Origin of the sequence: Arthrobacter sp. NPDC056691, assembly GCF_042791415.1 — a bacterium.
In the GTDB taxonomy this organism is placed as follows: domain Bacteria; phylum Actinomycetota; class Actinomycetes; order Actinomycetales; family Micrococcaceae; genus Arthrobacter.
Map to the genome: position 1 here is coordinate 32,832 of NZ_JBHTXX010000031.1, position 21,462 is coordinate 54,293.

Sequence of the window (21,462 nt, forward strand, 5' to 3'; positions counted from 1 at the left end):
CAAGGGTTTTCGGCAAAGATGGCCGTGGCCCACGAAAAAACGAATTGTGACCGAGGGCCGGACGGCAAGGCATCGAAAGGAAGTACCGAATGAAAACGGTCCGACTTGGAAACTCCGGCCTGGAAATCAGTGCCGTTGTCCTGGGCATGATGAGCTATGGCGATCCGGGGAAGGGGTCGCACGGGTGGAGCGTGGGGCTCGATGAAGCCAGGCCGTTCGTGCGGCGCGCCTACGAGGCAGGGATCACCACCTTCGATACTGCCAACGTGTATTCGGCCGGGTCGAGCGAGGAGATCACCGGAACCCTGCTCAAGGAACTGGCGCCCCGGGAAGAGATCCAGATCGCCACCAAGGTCCACGGCCGGATGCGCCAGGCCCGCAACGGGGCAGGCCTCAGCCGCGCCGCGATCCTGCACGAGATCGACGCGTCGCTCACCCGGCTTGGCACCGACTACGTCGACCTCTACCAGATCCACCGCCACGACCCGGTGACCCCGGTCGAGGAGACGATGGAGGCCCTGCACGACGTCGTGAAGGCCGGCAAGGCGCGGTATATCGGGGCGTCAAGCATGTGGGCCTGGCAGTTCGCCCGAATGCAGCATGTGGCGGAGCTGCACGGCTGGACCAGGTTCGTGTCCATGCAGGACCAGTACAACCTCCTCGAACGGGAGGAGGAGCGTGAAATGCACCCGTTCTGCCAGGCAACGGGCGTGGGCGTGATCCCCTGGAGCCCGCTGGCACGCGGCAACCTGGCCCGGCCGTGGGGTGCCGCCGGATCCGGAACGCGGCAGGACACGGACGAGTTCGGCAAGGGCCTGTACAGGCAGGACGAGGATGCGAACAAAGCCATCGTCGGCGCCGTCGCAGCCGTGGCGGACGAACGCGGCGTGCCGATGGCGCAGATCGCCCTGGCCTGGAGCGCCGGCAAGTCCGCCGTCACCGCCCCCATCATCGGGGCGACGAAGGAACGCCATATCGACGACGCCGCTGCCGCCGTCGGGATTGACCTGACTGAATCGGAGATCCGGCGCCTCGAAGCGGGCTACACGCCCCGCAACCCGTCCGGGTTCTGAGGGGTCCGGATTCTGGTCCCAGGGTTATGCCGTGGCGCGGGTAAGTCTGCCGCCGTCTGGGTACGGGTCACTACAACGCCGGATGCAGGGCGTTGACGTACTCAGGAGGATCGGCAATGGCACAGGCTTCTTTGCTGGAGCGAATGAAAAGTCAATGGACCGGGCTCGGGGCCGGTGTGTACGCGGCGGCCCTGGTGATCGTGGTCCTGGGACTCTGCGGCGTGGTCGGTGTTGTCCTCCATCTCCCGTGGCTTTTCCCCAGCCTCGGCCCCACGGTGATGCTGTTCTTCGAATCCCCTGAGCAGGAGGCATCCAGGCCGGTCAACGCCCTCACCGGGCACGGCGTCGGGCTGGTGGCGGGTGCCCTGTGCCTGTACGCGTTCGGGCTGCAGGGCCAGCCTTCGGCGCCGGTGGGCGGGCTGACGCCGCTGCACGTGATAAGCGGGGCCCTGTCGGTGGCGCTGACCACGCTGGTGCTGACGTGGGTCGGCCTGCCGCATCCGCCGGCCGGAGCGACCACACTGATCATCAGCCTCGGCATCCTCACCACGCCGCTGCAGCTCCTGTCCATAGCGGCGGCCGTGGTGATGACCACGCTCATCGGCTGGGGGCTGAACATGCTGCTGGGGACGCGTCCGGCCCGGAAATGAGCCCGGATCCCTGCGCCTTCCCGGATCCCTGACCGTCCACATTTGTCTGAGCCTCCCGGTGCGCCAGGATTTCGGCGAGCTCTGCAAGCCGGTGGGCGCGGGCCGATTCGGCCGGCGTGAACGGCTCGCCGGGACGGAAGAAGGTGATGGGTCCGTGCCAGGCGGTGGGGATCTTCAGGACGGTGCCGGCGTCGTTCGTTTGGGCGCGGTCCGTTGGACCGCTGTCCGTTGGGCCGAGGTGGCCGGCTGACTCGCTTCCGGGGTCAAGGATCCGGGCGGACAGCAGTTCCGCCACGGCCAGCGGGAGCTCCCCGGGAGTGGCGGCAATGCGTGCGGCCAGGCTGAGGGCCTTGGTCTGCCCGTCGGCCATGGCCAGGGCGGTGGTGGGCCAGACCTGCGCGCTCCGGCCGCCGCCGTCGGTCAGGGCCTCCAGCAGCTGGCGGTCACTGACCTCGCCCGGGGCGGACAGCACGAATTCGTCCATCACCCCGCCCCGGACCGGGTGGACGTGGATGCCCAAAATGTTGGTGTCCAGCAACGCCAGGGACCTGGTGATCCGCTTGAGGGAGCCGGGCTCGTCGCGGAGCACCGTCCTTGCACGCCACAGCGCCGGTGCCGTGCCAAGCCTGCGCCGGTGGCGCAGCGCTGGTGCGTGGAGCCAGCGCCGCAGGATCCGCGCGGCGGACGGCTCGGCCACCCAGATCACCAGGACGGTGGCCGTCAGCGTCAGGACCAGCACCTTGGCCAGATAGGGCAGGTGCGTCTGCACCACCAGCGCGTGCACCAGCAGTTCGATCGGGAGCATGACGGCGACATTGGCCACCGTGAGGCGCGTCTTGGTGGGCTCGGGCATCTGCCCGCAGACCTCGCAGCTCAGTTCGGCAGCGGCGGAATTCGGCTGGTGCGGGTGCGGCCTGTGTCGGGCCGGTGCGTGGCGGATCCGCGGGTGGGCCTTCGGCACGTGGGGCTTCATGGTGCCAGCCTGCCCGGCTGTTGTTACGGCGGGGTTGCCCCCGCGTTCCGATCCCGCGAAACATCCCAGGCCGCTGGAGTTTTTGTCCAGATAATGGCCGCTGATGGGGCTTTTGGGGCGAATAGCTGGACAAAAACTCGAGGCTGATGCACGTCTATGGCCAGCCTCCGGCCCGGTCCCTACACTGAAGGGACCAGCGTGCGGAGCTCCCGTACAACGGCCTGCTCGCACGGAAGAGTCGACTCGTGGAGAGCACCGTCATGCCCATCAGCATCAGTTCAGGTCATACACGCCGCCGTGCCGCCGTAGGGTTCCTCGCCCTCGCCGCGCTCCTGGTCCCCGCACCCGTCGCCTCGGCCGGAGAGGCCAGGGCAGTGCAGTCCCGTTCGGGGGATGTCGCCCCGGTCATCCTGCTGGACGGGGCCAAGGGTGCCGAAGGCATCGCCGCCGCCGGCAGCACCAAATTCTTCGCGGGCGACCTCGTCACCGGGGACATCTACCGCGGCGACATCCGCAAGGACAAGGCCACCAAGTTCATCGATGCGCCCGACGGCAGGGTGGCCGTGGGCATGAAGGCGGACCGGCACAATGATCTGTTGTTCGTCGCAGGCGGCCCCACGGGCCAGGCCTACGTGTACGACACCGACACGGGCAAGACGGTCAAGACCTACCAGCTGACCAAGAAGGAAGCCTTCATCAACGACGTGGCGCTCACCGACCACGGCGCGTGGTTTACCAACTCGCGGCAGGCTGAGCTGTACTTCATTCCGGTGGACGACGACGGCGACCTCGGCAGCGTCCGCACGCTGGCCCTTAAGGGTCCTGCGGCGGACACCAGCAAACAGTTCAACCTCAACGGCATCGCCTACTCACGTGACGCCCGCCGTTTGGTGGTCGCCCACTCAGGCAACGCGGCGCTCTACACGGTCAGCCCGCGGACCGGTAACAGCACCGAGATCACCGGCGTGCAGGTCCCCAACGTCGACGGCGTCCTGGTCAAGGACGACACCGTCTGGGCCGTGCAGAACATGTCCAACCAGATCAGCCGTCTCCGGGTGAACTTCCACGAGTCGACTGCGAAGCTGCGGGAAGTCATCACCAGCCCGGACTTCAACATCCCGACGACGGCCGCCCTCTTCGATGACACCCTCGCCGCCGTCAACGCCAAGTTTGGCGTGCCGAACGCCAAGACCTTCGAAGTGGTCACCGTGGACGCACGCACCAACGCCACCAAGTAGGAAGCGGCGCCGGGCCGAAAGCGGCCAGGAGACGAACGCAACAGTGCGGGCGGCGGCCTCCACGGGAAAGGCGGGGGCCGCCCCATTAAGCTGGTAGGCGGACGCCAGTGCCGCCGTCGTCAGCTCCAAACTGCAACGAAAGGCGCGATTCCCCCGTGAAACTGCTGGCCGAGATGTTCACCCTTGCCCCGGCAAACAAGGATCATCACGTCGCCATGCGGTGCGCCGTGGGCGTGTTCGTCCCGCTGATCACCCTTGTGCTGCTGGGCCGACTGGACCTGGCGATCTTTGCCTCCTTCGGCGCGTTCACCGGCATTTACGGCCGCGGCGAGCTGCACCGGAAGCGGTTCTTCATCCAGGTCCGCGCCGGCGGGCTCATGCTTCTGGTGATCCTCCTTGCCACGCTGACGGCCCGGCTGGTGCATGCCGGCGGCCTGTCGCAGGAGGCGGGCATCTGGCTGCAGGTGCTGGCCACCACCCTGGTGGCCGGCGGCTGCTCGCTGGTGATCGCCCGCTGGCGGCACCGGCCGGCCGGCTCGCTGTTCCACATCTTCGCCTTTGCCGCGATCGCGTCCATTCCCAACCAGCCGCCGCTGTGGCAGGGCCTGCTGGTGTCTGTCGTGACCACGCTTTTCTGCCTGGCCGTGGGGCTGTCATCGCGGGTGCTGCGGAGCCACCGGACGGCGTGGGAGATGCCTCCGCCCGTCCGGCTGACCGCGGAGGAGAAGCGCGCGGCCGGGCTCGAGGCCGTGGGCTACCTCGTGGCCGCGGGGCTCGCGGGCACCCTTGCCACCCTCGTGGGCCAGCTGCTTGGCTTCGGGCACAACTACTGGGCCATGGTGGCGGCGGTCGTTCCGCTGGTGGGCCGCACCACGCGGCACCGCATCGCCCGCGGCATCCAGAGGATCATCGGCACCGTGCTGGGCCTCATTCTCCTGGCGGGCATCCTGCTGCTGCAGCCGGTGCCGTGGCAGACAGTCCTGGTGATCGCCATCTGCCAGTTCGGCGCCGAGCTTTTCATTGCCCGGAACTACGTGCTGGCCCAGGTCTTCGTGACGCCGCTGGCACTGACATCCACACTGCTGGTCTCCCCGGGTGCACCCGGCATCCTGCTCCGGGACCGGATCGTTGAGACGGTGATCGGCGCCGCCGTCGGAATCGCCGTGGTGCTGGCCCCCGCCGTGTGGACCCGGCTTTCGCGGCGGATTTCGGCGGGGGTCGCGGCGCGGTAAGACGGCCGCCTGTGCGGGCGGGCTCAGCCGCGGCTCATTCAGCCACGAGGAGCGCCTGGGGCGCGGCCTGCTTCATCCTCGTCTGCAGCCAGCGGATTTCCAGCGCGGAATCGCCCTCACACTGCTCCACCACGCCCTGGAGTTCCTTGTCCCGGTCCCCCTGGGCGGCCTGCCCCAGCATCATCCACGTGACGTCGATGTGGTTGACCAGCACGTACAGGTCCTGCAGGTCCAGCATCAGAGCCAGCGGGCCGAAGCGGACCTCCTTCACGCCGCTGGCCGTCAGCCGGTGCTCCTCCTCGCCCTCGACATCCTCGCCGTAGCGGTCGATCACCGGCTTCAGCGCCTCCCGGTGCGCATCGCATTTCCTGGCGAACGTCTGCAGGATGAAATGCACGTCGGGTTCGTCGCCGTGGCCGTCCGCCACAACCCGGAACGACGACGCGAGCGTTGCCTCCGCCTCGTCCAGCAGGCCGATGTAGACAGGCAGTTTCATCGCTGGGCTCCTGTCGCGCGGCGGGATGCTGTGGTGTCGGGGGCCTTCGACGGACCGTCGCCGCTGCGCAGCTTTTCGACCCGGACGGCGGCGTTCTTGAACAGCGGCTGCTTGGACACCGGGTCCCATTCGGTGATGGTGAGTTCGTTCGCGGCCCGGTGCCGGCCGCCGTCGGACTTAAGAACGACGGCGGGATCCCCGGTCCCGCTGCCGGCGGCAGCACCGGCGTCGGACGTGTCCCAATATCCGTAGTGGAACGGCGCGAAGACGGTGCCCGGCCGGATGTCCCCGACCCGCACCGGAACCTCGAGGCTGCCGCGGCGGGAGGTCACCCGGGCGATGTCCCCCTCCTGGCACCCGGCGCGCGCGGCATCCTCCACGGACATCTCGATCCAGGGCTCCGGCGCGGCAGCGTTGAGCCGGCGGCTGCGGCCGGTCTTGGTCCGGGTGTGGAAATGGTACGCCGTCCGGCCGGTGGTGTAGCGGAGCGGGTAGTCGGCGTCCGGTTCCTCATGCGGCGGGGTGTAATCGAGGGCCTTGAGCCAGGCCTTCCCGGGCTGCACCGTTGCCTTGTACTCCGTCTCGCCGGTGGTGGCGCCGGTGAGGAGGTCGTGCCCGAAGGACTCGCAGTACTCCGGCGCGGTGGGGAATTCGGCGTCGGCGTACAGCCGCTCGGTACCGGCGGGGTGTCCGGTACCGCCGGGGTGCTCCTCGGTGCAGGGCCACTGGATGCCGCTGCCGCCGCGGAGTTTGTCGTAGCTGAGGCCCGTGTAGTCGCACGGGCGGCCGCGCGAGCATTCCTTCCAGGCCTCGAAGCCGTCCTCGGGGCCGGACCAGTCCAGCAGCGGCTGCCCGTCCTTGTCCGTGAACCCCATCCGGCGGGCATAGTCGAGGAAGACGTCGAGGTCACTGCGTGCCTCGCCGGGCGGGTCGACGGCCTTCTCGGACAGATGGACGGTCCGGTCGACGTTGGTGAAGGTGCCGGTCTTCTCGCCCCACGCAGCGCAGGGGAGGACGACGTCGGCATACTGCGCCGTCTCGGTGAGGTAGATGTCCTGCACCACCAGGAACAGGCCGTCCCTGTCCAGGATGTGCCGGATGCGTTCGAGCTGCGGCATGGACACGGCCGGGTTCGTCGCGGAAATCCAGAGGAGCTGGATGGAGCCCTGTTCGACGTAGCGGAAGATCTGCAGGGCGTGCGTCGGCGGGGCCCAGTGCGGGATGATCCCGGCGTCCACATTCCACAGCCGGGCCAGGTCCTGCACGTGCTGCGGGTTCTCCCAGTTGCGGAAGCCCGGCAGGTCGCCGTCGGCCCCGCATTCCCTGTTGTTCTGGGCGGTGGGCTGGCCATTCATCTGCAGCAGACCGCAACCGGGCCTGCCCAGCATCCCGCGGAGGAGGTGCAGGTTGTTGACCTGGCACGCGGACGCCGTCGCGTGGGCCGACTGGTAGAAACCTTGCAGGACCGTGGAAAGCACCCTGTCTTCGGTGCCGAAGATTTCCGCCGCGCGCCTCACGTCGGCCGCCGCCACGCCGCAGGTTTCCGCGACCCGCTCCGGGGTCCACGGCTCCACCACGGTGCGCAGCTGGTCCAGGTTGGCAGTGTGCTCGGCGATGTAGGCCTCGTCGATCCAGCCGTTGGCGAAGAGCTCGCGGACCAGCCCGTTCATGAGCGCCAGGTTGGTGCCCGGATGAAGCGCCAGGTGCACATCGGCGCGGCGGGCCACCTCGGTGTCGCGCGGGTCGATGCACACGAGCTTCGGCGGGTTGGGCCCGTCCAGCCGGTCCAGCACGCGCGACCATAGCACCGTCTGCGTCTCCGCCATGTTGTGGCCATACAGGAAGCCGGCGCTGCACTCGTCGACGTCCGTATAGCTGCCGGGCTGGCCGTCGGCGCCGAAGGATTCCTTGAGCGCCGCAGCGGCCGTGGCGGTGCACAGGCGCGTGTTGCCGTCCATGTGCGGAGTGCCGATCCCGGCCTTGCCCAGCATGCCCAGCGCGTAGTACTCCTCCAGGAACAGCTGCCCGCTGGTGTAGAAACCGTGGCTGAGCGGGCCCTTGCCGGCCAGGAGCTCCTTGCTCCGCTCCACGATGCCATGGCGGTGTCCCAATCGGTTTCCACCAGTTGGCCGTCGACCCTGATCAGCGGGCGGGTCAGGCGGTCCCGGTGCACTTCGCCCTGCCAGCTGCCGTAAAGCCCCTTGGGTCCCAGCCGGCCGCGGTTCACCCGGTCTGCCGCGCGGCCGCGGATGCCCACCATTTTCCCGTCCTTGACAGCGATGTCGCAGCCGCAGCCGTTGCTGCACAGGACACACGCCGACTGCACCCAGCGGTCCACGTCGCCGTCGGCCAGCCCTTCGGCCAGGACCTGGTCCACCCGCTCCGGCCACGCTTGCCCGCTTCCGTGGGGTGTCCGTTCACCCCAGATGTCTGCGATCCGGTCCGTCATGGGGTCAGCCTCCAAGGATGGTAAGTGGACTTACTGTCCTTAGGTTACCCGCCGTCGTCGTCCGCGGAAGGGCTGGCTCAGGAGTGTTCGACGGCGGGCTCCCGGCCGGGTGCCGCGGCGATGGCATGGGGGACGGCCACCAACGCGGCGACCGCAAGAACGGCGGCGGCCGCGAATACGTAGAAGCCCCACGGGTAGGCGATGCCGGCGGCCACCAGCGTTCCGGTGACGGCCGGTCCTGTGATGGCGCCGAACCTGCCCACGCCGGCCGCGAAGCCGAGGGCCGTGCCGCGGAGCCGGGCCGGGAACAGCTGGCTGACCCAGGCGTAGACCAGGACCTGGGAACTGAAGACGAAGACGCCGGTCACGAAGACTGCCGCATTGAGCAGCAGCTCGCTTTGGACCTTGATGCTGAGGACGGCAAGGAATGCCGCGGACAGGCCGAACCACAGCAGGACGATCTTCTTGGTGCCGTGCTTGTCCGCCAGGATCCCGGCCACCACGAGGCCCACCACCGCGCCCACATTCAGGACCAGCAGCAGCACGAGGCCCGCACTCACGGTGTACCCGGCGGAGGCCATGAGCTGCGGCAGCCAGGTGTTCAGGCCGTACACCAGCAGGAGGCCCATGAAGGAAGCCACCGCGATGCCGAGGGCGACGAAGGGGTAGGGCTTGCGGATAAGGTCGCGGAAGCTGGCCTGCCGGGTCGTCTTTGCGGGGGCGCCGTTGGGTGCCGTTGCGGCCGCTGTTTCCGCAGATACTGTGGCGTGCGCCGGCGGCAGGGTTTCCGGCAGCCGGAACCACAGGAGCGGAACCAGGGCGAAGCCGGCCAGGCCGCCGACGACGAACATGATGCGCCAGTCCGGCACCACCAGGATGGCCAGGAAGGCGGTGGCAACGGCACCCACGTGATACCCGGTCATGGTCCTGGTGGTGGACTTGCCTGCGGTGCCGGCCGGGGCGTAGTCGTTCATGTAGGCCAGCGCGGCGGGCAGGCAGGCGCCCAGGCCGAGCCCGGCGAGGAGTCGGAAAATGCCGAAGACGGCCACGTTCGGCGCGAAGGCCACCGCAATGGTGAAGAGGGAAAACCACGCAACGCAGGCCACGAGGAGGCGGCGCCGGCCCAGCCGGTCGGAAAGCGGAGCGATGAACAGTGCTCCGATGCCCACGCCCACCAGGGAAATAGTGGCCGCGTAGGTTGCGCCAACGGCATCGAAGCCGAGTTCATGGGTCTTGATCAGGGTGGGTATGACGGTGCCCAGCACCACCAGGTCGAATCCGTCCAGCACCATGGCCAGCCAGCAAAGCCAGACGGGCCACTGTGAGCGGCGGGCAACAGGGAGCGTTGACATGGGGAACCTCATCGTCCGGGGTAGAAGCCTGTTATGGAATCGAACGTGACGCGGGGCAGGCGCCGCACAGGGTGGCGCACGGGTGGGCCGGGGAGGTCCGTGCTGGGGGCCGGCGCGTTTGCCGCCATCAAATTTCGACATGAGATTTGTATCACCGCCGGGTGTAATCTGGGACAACATAAACCATTCAATGGAAGTTGGGTGCCGTGGCCAACTCAGTGTCCGGGGATTCGGTGGTGGACCGCGTGGTGCGCGTCATTGCGGCGTTCCCGGCCGGCGTCACCGTCCTGCAGCTGTCCGAGCTCGCCGAGCGCGCGGACCTTCCCCTCACCACCGCCCATCGCCTGGTGCGGCAACTGGCCACGCACGGGCTCCTGGAAACCAGCCCCGGCGGGTCGGTGCGGCTGGGGCTGAGGCTGTGGGAGCTGGTGAACCGCAATTCGCCCACGCTGGCCTTGCGCCAGGCAGCAATGCCGTTCATGGAGGACATCCAGCATGTGCTGAACCAGAACGTGAACCTCGCCGTGCTCGACGGCTGGGAAGCGCTCTTCGTTGAGCGGCTGTCCCGCCGCGGATCCGTGGCAAACCGCGCCCAGATCGCGGGCCGGATGGCAGTGCACGTGTCGTCGGCCGGCCTGGCCCTGATGTCTCACCAGCCAAAGCATGTGCAGGCCGAATATCTGGACCAGTTCGCGGACCCAGCCGGCAAAGTTGGCCGTGACGACGTGCGCGCCCTGCTGGCCGAGGCCGCGAACCAGGGCTTCGCCGAACTGGCGGGCGTGATCGATCCCGACACCTGGGGTATCGCCGTGCCCGTGCTGGACGGCCAGAAGCGGGCGGCGGCAGCGATCGGCGTCGTCGTTCCCCTCCGGGAGATGCGCATGCAGGCGCTGGTCCCGGCACTCCAGACGGCGGCGCGCGGCATCGCGCGCCGGCTCAGAGAGGGTGCCGGCTAAGCCTTCTCACCGGCCGTTGCTTCCATTCAGCGGAATCGCTGTAACGCCGCCCACACTCTCCGGCGCACACTGTTAGCCAGCAACCACCTTCCGCCCGGGCTCCGGTCTTTGGGCACACGCAACGGAGCGAGGAACATCATGGCACGACAGACCATCACTACCCAGGTGGCCATTCTGGGCGCGGGCCCTGCGGGACTCATGCTGTCCCACCTCCTGGCCAAGGCCGGCATCGAATCCACAGTGATCGAAGTCCGCAGCCGCCAGGAAATTTCCGAAACGGTGCGCGCCGGCATCCTGGAGCACGGCACGGTCAACATGCTCGTGGACGGCGGTGTGTCCGATCGTGTGCTGCGCGAAGGCGACCGCCATGACGGGATAGAGCTGCGGTTCAACGGCGAAAGCCACCGCATCGACTTCAAGGAACTCGTGGGGGAGTCCGTCTGGCTGTACCCGCAGACGGACGTCTTCATGGACCTTGCCGCCCGGCGTGAAGCCGACGGCGGCGACGTGCGCTACAGCGTGACCGACACGACCATTCACGACATCGAGGACAAGCCCAAGGTCTGGTTCACGGATTCCGACGGCGTTGAGTATGAGCTCCAGGCAGACTTCATCACCGGTGCCGACGGCTCACGCAGCCACTGCCGCTTCCAGATCCCCGAGGCCCACCGCAAGTGGTACTTCCATGAGTACCCGTTCGCATGGTTCGGAATCCTTGCCGAAGCGCCGCGGAGTTCCGACGAGCTGATCTACGCCAACTCCGAGAACGGCTTTGCCCTCATCAGCCAGCGCACCCAAACCGTGCAGCGCATGTATTTCCAGTGCGACCCCAAGGAAAACGTGGCCGACTGGAGCGATGACAGGATCTGGGCGGAGTTCCGCAGCCGGGTCAACGGCAACGGCTTCGAGCTCAAGGAAGGCCCGGTCATCGACAAGATGGTCCTGCCGTTCCGCAGCTTCGTGCACACGCCGATGCGGCACGGCAAGCTGTTCCTGGCCGGCGATGCCGCGCACACCGTGCCGCCGACTGGCGCCAAGGGCCTGAACCTGGCGATCCACGACGTGAAGGTGCTGTTCGAGGGGCTCGACAGCTACTACAACAGCGGCTCCACGGCCCTTCTGGATTCGTACAGCGACCGCGCCCTGGACCGGGTGTGGAAGGCCCAACAGTTCTCCTACTGGATGACCACCATGCTGCACACGCCTGCGGATGCCGGTGACTTCGCCCGGGCGCGTCAGTTGGGCGAGCTGAACTCGGTGGTGTCGTCGCGCCACGGCCAGGCATATCTTGCCGAGGCCTACACCGGCTGGCCGTCGCGCTGAACCTCCCGGGGTGGCCCGCCCACCCTACGTCCCGCGGTCGGGCTTAGGATCGGGTCCATGGAAGCCATCACCATCATCGGCGGCGGCATTGCCGGCCTGGCGCTAGCGGCCGGCCTGGACCCGCAGCGCTTCGACGTCGCCATCCACGAGCAGCGGACCGGCGAGCCGGCGGTGGAAACGTCACTGGCCATGTGGCCGGAGGCGCAGGCTGCCCTGGCGGTGCTGGGGGTGCTGCCGCAGATCAGGGCGGCGGGCGCGACGTTCGGCGAGATGGCCTTGCGCGACGCGGCAGGCACAGCCCTGGTGGCACCCGAGGTCCGCGGGGTCCTGGGCGTCTCACGGGCGGACCTCATCCGGATGCTTGACGCCGCCGTGCCCGCATCCGTGCGCCGCGTCGAGGGCAGGGTGGATGACATCCCCGCTACCGGGCCGCTGGCGTCAGGCCTGCTGGTGGGTGCCGACGGCGTCCACAGCGTGGTGCGCCGCACCTTCTGGGGCGCCCGGTCGCAGGCCAGGCTGACGCCGTACCTGGCGTTGCGCGGCGTCCTTACCGTGCCGGCCCATGCCGACACCGGCGGGGAATACTGGGGACGCGGACAGCTGTTCGGCATCACGCCCGCGTCCGGCGGGAGGACTTACTGGTATGCCTCGTTCCGCTCGAACCTGGGCCCGGCAGGTGTCGATGCGGCTGAAGCGCTGCAGCAGGCAAAGGCGCGCTTCGGCGAGAGCGCGCCGGCCGTCCGGGCTGTGCTGGAGCACGCCAAACCGGACGCCACGCTGGCGCAGCGGATCTGGACCACACCGAGTCTCGGCAGCTTTGTGCGGCCCGGCGTGGTCCTGGCGGGCGACGCTGCGCACGGCATGACGCCCAACCTTGGCCGCGGCGCCTGTGAGGCGCTCGTGGACGCCGTCACGCTGGCCGAACTCCTCAACGCCCATCAGCTGGAAGACGCACTGAAGGCCTACAACCGGCAGCGCGCCCTGAAGACGCAGCTGCTGCGGCTGGCCTCCTCTGCCATGGCAGAAGTAGCCCTGGCCGAACGGTCGCAGCCGGTGCGCGACGAGCTGAAGGTTGGCGTCCCGTTAACGCCCGGCTTCCCCGGTAAAACCCGGACGACGGCGGGGCGCTAGTCCTGGTGCAGCGTTTCGGTGAGGTGGTGGTTGGGGATACGGTCGCGGTCGTAGGTGATCTCCGTGTAGCCGTGCGGTTCGGGCTTGCCGGTGGAGCTGAGGTTCACGAACACGATCTCCTCGATGGTGAGGATGCTCTGCCGCGTGATCATGTTGCGTACCTCGGCCCGCATGGTCAGCGACGTGCGGCCGAAGCGCGTGGCGGTCAGGCCCATCTCGATCAGGTCGCCCTGCACCGCGGAGCTGACGAAGTTGATTTCGGAGATGTACTTGGTGACGGCGCGGCCGTTGCCGAGCTGGAGGATGGCGTAGATCGCGGCTTCCTCGTCGATCCACTTCAGCAGGCTGCCACCGAACAGCGTGCCGTTGGCGTTGAGGTCCTCGGGCCGCACCCACTTGCGGGTGCGGAACGTAATGTCTTTGGTTTCCATAGCGCGAGATTAGCCGACGGCGGCCCGCTCCACCGGAGTGTGACGGCCGCCGCGGTTGTGCGAACGCTCAGGCCATGGCGGTGTGCGCTGCGCTGTGGCAATCGATCCGCTTGGCGTAGCAGTAAGAATGATCGACGCCGATGTAGGGACCGAAATTGGGAACGGGATCGAAGCCGGAATTCGCATAGAAGTTGCGGCCGTCAGTCTGCGCCGAGCCCGCCTCCGCCGTGATCCTGGTGATCCCCTGGGCAAAGGCCTCGGCCTCGAGGGCGGCCAGGATGGAGCTGGCCACGCCGGACCCGCGGGTATAGGGCAGAACGTAGAGGCGCTTGATCTCCGCCGTCTCGGAGTCGAGCAGCCGCAGGCCGCCGCAGCCCACCGGCTGGCCTGATCCCTTGTCGTAGGCCACGAGAAACACGGCAGTGTCCACTTCTGACGGCTTGGGTCCAGGCTCATGGTCGGCACATCCGAAGCGGGCGTCCAGTTCAGCCTGCTGCGCCGCGCGCAGGTCGGCGCCCACAGGGTTCGACCAGCTGACTTTCCGGATGTTGAGCCTGGGATTGGTCTGCATCTGTGCCTCGATTCGCCGAAGGGTTGTGCGAATTAAGGCTAGAAGCGCGCCGTTACCGCGGTGTTTCCTTCCGGTAAGCGCCGTGGGAACACTTGGCGCCGTGCTTGCCTGTGGCCGTGCTGTTACGGCTGGCGCCGAGCTGTTACGGCCGCACCAGGGTCCGCAGGAGCTTCAGGGCCACCGAGATGGACGCGATGTCCACCTGCCCGGGCCTGGTCACCTCGGCGAACGTGTCCTTGATCCGGGCCAACTGTTCCTGGTGCCCGCGCTCCCAGGCCACGATGCGTCCAATCGGGTCGGGGGCAGCCGGGTCGGCGTCCCGGGTGTGCTGCATGACCGAGACCGTCATGTCCGCCACGGCGGAATAGACGTCGTCCCGCAGGGCGGCCCGGGCGAGGGCCTCCCACCGGTTTTGCCGCGGCAGGTCCGTGATGCGCAGCAGCAGGCTGGCGGCCCCGATCCGCTGGAACACCGTGTAATAGAGATCCGTGATCGTGGCGAGGGGCTCCCCGATCTGTTCCGACACCAGCGAGATGTCCAGCAGTCCGAAGCTCTCCAGCATGTCTGCGGCCCGCAGGCCGAGGTCGTGCGGCAACCCCGCCTGGTCCCAGTGGGCGAGGCGGTCCTGCACGCGGTCCAGGTCAGAGCCACGGAGGTAATCCACTGTGCGGGTCCGGAACATCTCCAGCGTTGGCGTGATCCGTGCCAACGCCTCCGTGACGGGCCGGTCCCGGTGGTCGTGTGTGACGTACCAGCGGGTGGCCCGGTCGAGGACCCGGCGCATGTGCAGCGCGACCTCGGCAGCATGCTCGGTGGGGAATTCGGGCGGCAGGGCGGCAATCCGGTCCACGACCCACGGCAGGTCGTAGACCTCGCGGGCCACGACGAAGGCCTTCGCGACGGCCGCAGGGGTGGCGGTCGTTTCCTCGATGGCGCGGAAGGCGTAGGTTATGCCGCCCAGATTGATCATGTCGTTGGCCACCACGGTGCAGATGATCTCGCGGCGCAGCGGGTGTGTGTCCAGTTCGGCGCCGAAGCGCTCGGAAAGCTGGCGCGGGAAGTAGCCCCGGAGCACGCCGCGGAACCAGGGGTCATCGGCGAGGTCGCTGGCCACGAGGTCCGCGGCCAGCTCAATCTTGGCGTAGGCGGCCAGCACGGACAGCTCCGGGGCGGTCAGTCCTTGGCTGGAACGGAGCCGGTCGTGCAGCTCCGCGGTGCCGGGCAGCGCCTCGATGTTCCTGTCGAGGTCCGCGGCGGTTTCCAGCCAGTCCATGGCCCGTTCGAAGCCGGGGCTCCAGTTGGACACCAGGTGCCGGTCGTTGAGGAGCAGCACATTCTGGTCGGTGTTGTTTTTGAGGACCAGCCGGGCCACTTCATCCGTGAGGGAATGCAGGAAGCCGGTCCGTTCCACGGCGTCCATGCGGCCGGCGGCGATCACCCGGTCCACGAAGATCTTGATGTTGACCTCGTGATCCGAGCAGTCAACTCCGGCTGAGTTGTCGATGGCGTCGGAGTTGAGCAGGACCCCGCCCAGCGCTGCCTCGATGCGGCCGCGCTGGGTCAGCCCCAGGTTGCCGCCTTCGGCGACCACCCTCGCCCGCAGCTCGGACCCGTTGATCCGAATGGCGTCGTTGGCTTTGTCGCCGACGTCGGCGTTTGTTTCCGTCGCGGCCTTTACATAGGTGCCGATCCCGCCGTTGTACAGGAGATCCACCGGCGCCCGGAGGATGGCTTGCAGGAGTTCCTGCGGCGCCAGCCCCGTGGTGCCGCGCTCCAGCCCCAGGATGTGCCGGACCGGTTCCGTCACAAGGATCGACTTCGCCTGCCGGGAGTACACGCCGCCGCCTTCGCTGATGAGCGACGCATCGTAGTCGGCCCAGGATGAACGGGGCAGCCCGAACAGGCGCCGGCGCTCGGTGTAGGCGGCAGCGGTGTCCGGGGCGGGATCCAGGAAGATGTGCCGGTGGTCGAAGGCCGCCACCAGACGGATGTGGCGGGAGAGCAGCATCCCGTTCCCGAAAACGTCGCCGCTCATGTCGCCGATGCCGGCAACGGTGAAATCCTGGTTCTGGGTGTCCAGCCCCAGCTCCCTGAAATGCTCCTTCACCGACTCCCAGGCACCGCGGGCCGTGATGCCCATCTGCTTGTGGTCATAGCCCACCGAACCGCCTGAGGCGAAAGCGTCACCCAGCCAGAAGCCGTACTCCGCGGCGAGGAGGTTCGCGGTGTCCGAGAAGGAAGCGGTGCCCTTGTCGGCGGCCACCACCAGATAGTAGTCGTCGCCATCGTGGCGGACCACGCGGTCCGGCGGGACCACCGTTTCCCGGCCACCGGCTTCAGCGCCGCGGGGCTGAGCGCCACTGGTTTCACCGCCACCGGCTATTCCGACGGCGGGCTGGACCAGGTTGTCGGTCAGGTCCAGCAGGCCGCGGATGAAGGTCCGGTAGCACTCCTGGCCCTCGGCCAGCCAGGCCGCCCGGTCAGTCGCGGGGTCCGGCAGCCGCTTTGGGTAGAAACCGCCCTTGGCGCCGGTTGGCACAATGACTGAGTTCTTGACCACCTGTGCCTTCACCAGGCCGAGGATCTCGGTGCGGAAGTCCTCACGCCGGTCGGACCAGCGCAACCCGCCCCGGGCCAGTGCCCCGAACCGGAGGTGCACGCCTTCCACGCGCGGCGAGTACACCCATATCTCGTACTTTGGCCGCGGCAGCGGTGAACTGTGGATGGCCGCGGGGTTGAGCTTGATGCTCAGATGCGCCCTGGCCTGGTAGTAGTTGGTGCGCAGGGTGGCCTCCACGAGATTCATGAACGTCCGCAGCAGCCGGTCGGCGTCCAGCACGGGGACGTCGTCGATGGCGGCCAGAAGTTCCTGCCGGGCCTTGGCGGTGCTGCGGAGCCGCTCACCATTGGCCAGGTCCGGATCGAACTTGGCCGCAAACAGTTCCAGCAGGGCGCGCGTGGCCCGGACGTTGGCCAACAGTGTTTCGGCGATGAAGCCGTAGGAATTGGTGGTGCCCAGCTGCTGCAGGTACTTGGCATAGGTGCGCAGGATGACAACCTGCTGCCACGGCACCGACTCACGGATCACCAGGGCATCAAAACTGTCGGATTCGATGTCCGCCCGCATGGCTGCGGAAAAGCAATCCGCCAGCAGCGCGCCCACCTGGGCGGGGTCGACGCCGTCGGGATACTTCACGCCCAGGTCGTACAGGGGCAGGTCGCGGCCGCCGCGGCGCAGGCCGAAGGGGCGCTGGTCCAGCACCTCCACGCCGAGATTGTGGAAGAACGGCAGGAACGCCGTGAGGCTGCGGGAACGGGTGAGGTAGAGCCTGATCCGGGAGCCGCCCGCCGCGGCGGGAGAGGCAGCGTCCGCAGTACCGGCAGGCCCGGGCAGCGTGTAGACCGACAGGGCCGGATCTTCCGGGTCCCGGCCGCCCCGCCCGTCCAGGTCAAATTCCTCGAACCTGCTGATGTCCCGGATGGCATCGTCCGCGCCGCATTCCGCGCGGTAGCTGGGCGGAAACGCGCCCGACCATAGTGCCGTGAGCCTCGCCGCCTCAGGGCCGGGAAAGTGCTCCTTCAGCACTTCGTGGAGGCCCTCGGTCCAGGAGCGCGTGGCCTGCAGCACCCGCTGTTCCAGCGCGGCGGCATCGACGTCCGGCATGGCGCCGCGGGCCAACAGGATCCGGAAGAAGACCCGGGCCATGGGGGAATCTCCCAGCCGTACCTCGAACTCCATGTCCTGTGGCCGGAAGGCTGGCGGAGTTCATGCTCCATCCTGAGCCGGACGGCAGTGTTGTAGCGCCGCCGCGGCAGGAACACGAGGGCATGGACAAAGCGTCCGGGACTGTCCGGACGCAGGAACAGCCGGGTCCGGCGGCGCTGCTGCAGGTCAAGGATGTCGGCGGCCAGCCTGGTCAGATCATCGACGCCGATCGAGAACAGCTCGTCGCGGGGAAAAGACTCCAGGACCGCCAGAACGTCCTTGCTCCGCTGCGACCGGGGTGCGGCCTCGAGGAGCCCCAGCACCGCTGCCAGCTTGTCGCGGATCACGGGTATCCGGCGCACGGACTGGCTCGAAGCGCCCGGGGTGAAGAGGCCCACGAAGTGCCGCTCACCGGTGACAGTGCCCGCGGCATCGAAGATGGGGAGCCGCAGCTCGTCCAGGTAGGAGGCCCGCAGCACGCTCGAGTGCAGCTCACAGGTGGTCAGTGTGAAAACCTGGCCGGCCCCGGGTCCGTCCCACTGTCCGCGTCCACCGCCGTCCGCGTAGGCACCGCCCGCTGCCAGCCCGCCGTCGTCCGCCTGTCCGGCCTCCCCTGCAAGGGCTCTGCGCAGCAGTCCCAGCGCATTCACCGGCTCCCCCGGTGCCTGCGGCGAGGCCGGCAGGCGGCCTTCCGCGCGGCCCAGGCGCTCCGTGTATCCGAGGAACGTGAAATTGCCGTCGTCCAGCCACCGGAGCAGGTCACGGACCTGGTCCGGCGGCGGAGTGGATGACCCGGGGAAACTGTCCACGGAGGCAACGGCGGCTGTCACCGCCTCCTGGATGGCTGCCGCGTCCGTCGCGGCCGCGCGGACATCGTCCAGCACCCGGTGCAGGTTGGCGGTGAGCTCTTCGACGGTGGATTGCTCCGGCAGCCTGTCGATTTCCACCGCCACCCAGGTCTCGGTTGCCACCCGCGTGCCGGTGGCCGCCCGGCCATCCGAGGACCGGGCGTCCTGGACCGCCGGTCCGCCGCCCATGGCTGGGGCCGGCGGGTGTGACTCCTGTGCCGCCTCGGGAACAGCCAGACCCGACCTCGAAGGCCCGTGCCGCAGGTCCAGCAGTTGATGGGTCCGGGAGTCCCGCCGCACCTCGAAAGTGGGGTGCACCAGCAGCCGGATCGCCGCGTCCTCGCGCGTCAGTTCCGCCGTGACCGAGTGGACCAGAAAAGGCATGTCGTCCGCAACAACTGCCACGATTGTGGCGTCGAGGTCGTTCAAAACCCCGACGGCGGCCTGCCCCGGGGCGCGCTCCGCCGCCACGGAAAGGTGGTACATCGCCCGCGTCCGGAGTACGTCGAGGCTGTAGTCCCCGATGTCTTCCCCGGACACGTGCTCGTAATAGTCAGTCAGGAACGATTCGCCGGGCAGGTAGGGGCCGTCGCCGCGGTCCCCGCCCCGCGGCACCGTTTCTTGTGCCATGGCAGTGCGCCTCCACCGTGCGGGACACCGCCGCAAGTCGCGGTTGCCGGTCCTGTCCCGACGCCTGCTTTCATGATGGCCGCGTCCGCTGGCGCCCGTCCAGTACGTTGGTTCGCTATGTGGACGACGGCAGGCCTAGCCTGTGGTTTTTCCCATCGGGTCCTCGGCGGCGGGGTCGGCCAGGGCGAGGCCACCCACCGGGCTGGCGTCCCAGTGGATCAGGTTCCAGCCGCCGTCGGGATCGCCTTCCAGGGCCACGATGCCGGTGTTCGCCAGGACGTGCCGGGCGGCGAATTCCATGTCGATGTTGTTCGCCCGGTGGCCTGCCCAGACACGGATCGCGGCGCCGTGGCTCACCAGGGCGACGGCACCGGCGCCGGCGGCCTCCGCGGCCACCTTGGCGATGGCAGCGTCGTAGCGCTCGAAAAACTCGTGCCCGTTGGGCCCGGCGGGCATCCGGCGGTCGAAATCTCCGTCCGTCCAGGCGAAAACGGTGCTCATGTACCGGCGGTGGGACTCGTGGTCCGTCAGCTTTTCCAGGGCGCCCGCCTCGATCTCATGGATGCCGTCCAGGATCTTCACGTCGAGTCCCAGCTCCAGGCTCAGCGGTTTGGCGGTGATCTGCGTGCGGATCAATGTGGAGGCGTACAGCGAGCTGATCGGCTCGTTCGCCAGGGCCCGCGGCAGCGCCTCCGCCTGGCGCTCGCCCAGCTCGGTGAGGCCGGGGCCCGGGTGGGCGGTGTCCAGCTGCCCCAGCACGTTCCCGGGGGTTTCGCCGTGGCGGATGAGCAGCAGCCTCATGGTGTCGCGTTCCTTGTCGTCGTCGGGAAGGTTGGCGGCGCGGGCCGCCGTAGGCGGGACCGGCCGCTTCTTGCGGAAGCCGCCGGAAACAAAAGCGGTGCCGGGCAACAAAGCCCGGCACCGCCGTCGTACTTATTTGAGGTGGTCCACCAGCTGGTCCGCGATGCCGGTGTACTTGCCCGGCGTCAGGGCCAGCAGCCGCGCCTCGGCATCAGCGGAGAGGCCCAGGCCCTGGACGAACTCCTGCATCCGGGCGGCATCCACGCGCTGGCCGCGGGTGAGGTCCTTGAGGCGCTCGTACGGGTTCTCCATGCCTTCGACGCCGGCAATCGCCTCCGCGCGCATAACCATCTGGATGGCCTCGCCCAGGACTTCCCAGTTCGTGTCGAGGTCCTCGGCGAGGACACCCTCGGCGACGTCGAGGCGCTCCAGGCCCTTGGCCACGTTGGAGATGGCCAGCAGGGAGTGGCCGAAGGCGACGCCGATATTGCGCTGGCTGGAGGAGTCCGTGAGGTCGCGCTGCCAGCGGGAGGTCACCAGGGTGGAGCCCAGCACGTCCAGGAGCCCGGAGGAAATCTCCAGGTTGGCCTCGGCGTTTTCGAAGCGGATCGGGTTGACCTTGTGCGGCATGGTGGAGGAGCCGGTGGCGCCTGCCACGGGAATCTGCGCGAAGTAGCCGATCGAGATGTAGCTCCAGATGTCCGTGCAGACGTTGTGCAGGATCCGGTTGAAGCGGGCGACGTCGGCGTACAGCTCGGCCTGCCAGTCGTGGCTTTCGATCTGGGTGGTCAGCGGGTTCCAGGTCAGGCCGAGCTTCTCCACGAACGACTTGGCCACCTGCTGCCAGTCCGCGCCCGGGACGGATGCCACATGGGCGGCGTACGTGCCGGTGGCGCCGTTGATCTTGCCGAGGTATTCGGTCCTGGCGACGCGGTCCAGCTGCCGGTTCAGGCGGTGCGCAATGACGGCGAGTTCCTTGCCCAGGGTGGTGGGCGTGGCGGGCTGGCCGTGCGTGCGGGACAGCATCGGAACGGCGCGGTTGTCCTCGGCCATCTTGCTGATCTGGGCCACGAGGGCCCGGGCGGCGGGCAGCCACACGTCCTCCACAGCACCCTTCACGCCCAGGGCGTAGGACAGGTTGTTGATGTCCTCGGAGGTGCAGCCGAAGTGCACCATGGCGGTCAGGTTTTCGATCCCGACGGCGGGCAGCCGGCGGCCGATGTAGTACTCCACGGCCTTCACGTCGTGGACGGTGACGGCTTCGATTTCGGCCAGCTCGGTGACGGAGGCGGCATCGAATTCGGTGACGATTGCGCGCAGCTGCTGCTGCTGGTCCGCGGTCAGCGGGCCGGCGCCCGGGAGGACGTTGTCCCCGGTCAGGTGGATCAGCCACTCCACCTCGACGGCGACGCGGTCGCGGTTGAGGGCTGCCTCGGACAGGTAGTCAACGAGGGGGCCGACGGCGGACTTGTAGCGGCCGTCCAGCGGGCCGAGCGCGATTTGTTCCCCTGATGCGGCGAGGGCGAGGCGTCCGGAGGGCGTACGGGTGTCAGCTGTGGCGGCAGTTTCAGGCATGAGCTGATTCTTTCATGAAGTTCTGTG

At 68.2% G+C, this 21,462-nt stretch carries 14 protein-coding genes and 2 pseudogenes; 7 read left to right on the plus strand and 9 right to left on the minus strand.

Annotated features, from left to right (window positions below):
- The first annotated feature begins 89 nt into the window (after positions 1-89).
- Positions 90-1,073 carry an aldo/keto reductase gene (locus tag ACFRAU_RS20365; protein WP_378001239.1) on the plus strand — a complete coding sequence of 328 codons (984 nt, stop codon included), beginning with the start codon at positions 90-92 and terminating at the stop codon, positions 1,071-1,073.
- Between the two features lie 116 nt (positions 1,074-1,189).
- On the plus strand, positions 1,190-1,723 hold the full coding sequence (locus ACFRAU_RS20370) for an HPP family protein (RefSeq protein WP_378001240.1): 534 nt from the start codon (positions 1,190-1,192) through the stop codon (positions 1,721-1,723).
- Here the strand turns inward: ACFRAU_RS20370 and ACFRAU_RS20375 are convergent.
- A complete protein-coding gene (locus ACFRAU_RS20375; RefSeq protein ID WP_378001241.1) occupies positions 1,671-2,696 on the minus strand; it encodes an amino acid-binding protein in 1,026 nt (341 codons plus the stop codon). The genes ACFRAU_RS20370 and ACFRAU_RS20375 overlap by 53 nt on opposite strands.
- Before the next feature lie 245 nt (positions 2,697-2,941).
- Between ACFRAU_RS20375 and ACFRAU_RS20380 the strand changes: the two genes are divergently transcribed.
- The gene (locus ACFRAU_RS20380; protein ID WP_377995707.1) at positions 2,942-3,934 is read left to right on the plus strand and encodes a hypothetical protein; all 993 of its coding nucleotides are present in this window, start codon (positions 2,942-2,944) and stop codon (positions 3,932-3,934) included.
- Between the two features lie 155 nt (positions 3,935-4,089).
- Entirely contained in the window at positions 4,090-5,166 is a 1,077-nt protein-coding gene (locus ACFRAU_RS20385; protein WP_378001242.1) for an FUSC family protein, read from the plus strand.
- A 34-nt stretch (positions 5,167-5,200) separates the two neighbouring features.
- Here ACFRAU_RS20385 and ACFRAU_RS20390 read toward each other — a convergent pair whose 3' ends face one another.
- The 3 genes and pseudogenes from ACFRAU_RS20390 to ACFRAU_RS20400 form a co-directional block, all read right to left on the minus strand.
- Positions 5,201-5,662: a hypothetical protein gene (locus tag ACFRAU_RS20390; protein WP_378001243.1), complete on the minus strand. Its 462-nt coding sequence runs from the start codon at positions 5,660-5,662 to the stop codon at positions 5,201-5,203.
- A pseudogene (locus tag ACFRAU_RS20395) lies at positions 5,659-8,111 on the minus strand (molybdopterin oxidoreductase family protein). The gene ACFRAU_RS20390 and the pseudogene ACFRAU_RS20395 overlap by 4 nt, the downstream one beginning before the upstream one ends.
- Positions 8,112-8,188: 77 nt before the next feature.
- Positions 8,189-9,463: an MFS transporter gene (locus tag ACFRAU_RS20400; RefSeq protein WP_378001244.1), complete on the minus strand. Its 1,275-nt coding sequence runs from the start codon at positions 9,461-9,463 to the stop codon at positions 8,189-8,191.
- A 206-nt stretch (positions 9,464-9,669) separates the two neighbouring features.
- Here ACFRAU_RS20400 and ACFRAU_RS20405 point away from each other — a divergent pair, with 206 nt between their 5' ends.
- The 3 genes from ACFRAU_RS20405 to ACFRAU_RS20415 all read left to right on the plus strand — a co-directional run bounded on the left by ACFRAU_RS20405 (position 9,670) and on the right by ACFRAU_RS20415 (position 12,873).
- A complete protein-coding gene (locus ACFRAU_RS20405) occupies positions 9,670-10,419 on the plus strand; it encodes an IclR family transcriptional regulator (RefSeq protein ID WP_378001245.1) in 750 nt (249 codons plus the stop codon).
- 138 nt (positions 10,420-10,557) lie between these two features.
- Positions 10,558-11,742, plus strand: a complete 1,185-nt coding sequence (locus tag ACFRAU_RS20410; RefSeq protein ID WP_378001246.1) for a 4-hydroxybenzoate 3-monooxygenase — start codon at positions 10,558-10,560, stop codon at positions 11,740-11,742.
- 57 nt (positions 11,743-11,799) lie between these two features.
- Positions 11,800-12,873: an FAD-dependent monooxygenase gene (locus tag ACFRAU_RS20415; RefSeq protein ID WP_378001247.1), complete on the plus strand. Its 1,074-nt coding sequence runs from the start codon at positions 11,800-11,802 to the stop codon at positions 12,871-12,873.
- On the opposite strand, the gene ACFRAU_RS20420 is transcribed toward ACFRAU_RS20415, so the two are convergent.
- The 5 genes and pseudogenes from ACFRAU_RS20420 to purB all read right to left on the minus strand — a co-directional run bounded on the left by ACFRAU_RS20420 (position 12,870) and on the right by purB (position 21,435).
- A complete protein-coding gene (locus ACFRAU_RS20420; RefSeq protein WP_377995715.1) occupies positions 12,870-13,304 on the minus strand; it encodes an acyl-CoA thioesterase in 435 nt (144 codons plus the stop codon). The two genes, ACFRAU_RS20415 and ACFRAU_RS20420, sit on opposite strands and share 4 nt — an antisense overlap.
- 67 nt (positions 13,305-13,371) lie before the next feature.
- Entirely contained in the window at positions 13,372-13,875 is a 504-nt protein-coding gene (locus ACFRAU_RS20425) for a GNAT family N-acetyltransferase (RefSeq protein WP_377995716.1), read from the minus strand.
- 142 nt (positions 13,876-14,017) lie between these two features.
- Positions 14,018-19,059 (minus strand): annotated as a pseudogene (locus ACFRAU_RS20430) (NAD-glutamate dehydrogenase).
- A 135-nt stretch (positions 19,060-19,194) separates the two neighbouring features.
- Positions 19,195-19,860, minus strand: coding sequence for a histidine phosphatase family protein (locus ACFRAU_RS20435; protein ID WP_378001268.1), 666 nt, complete (start codon positions 19,858-19,860; stop codon positions 19,195-19,197).
- A 132-nt stretch (positions 19,861-19,992) separates the two neighbouring features.
- Positions 19,993-21,435 (minus strand): adenylosuccinate lyase, encoded by a 1,443-nt coding sequence (gene purB / locus ACFRAU_RS20440; RefSeq protein WP_378001248.1) that lies wholly within the window; start codon positions 21,433-21,435, stop codon positions 19,993-19,995.
- Positions 21,436-21,462 lie beyond the last annotated feature (27 nt).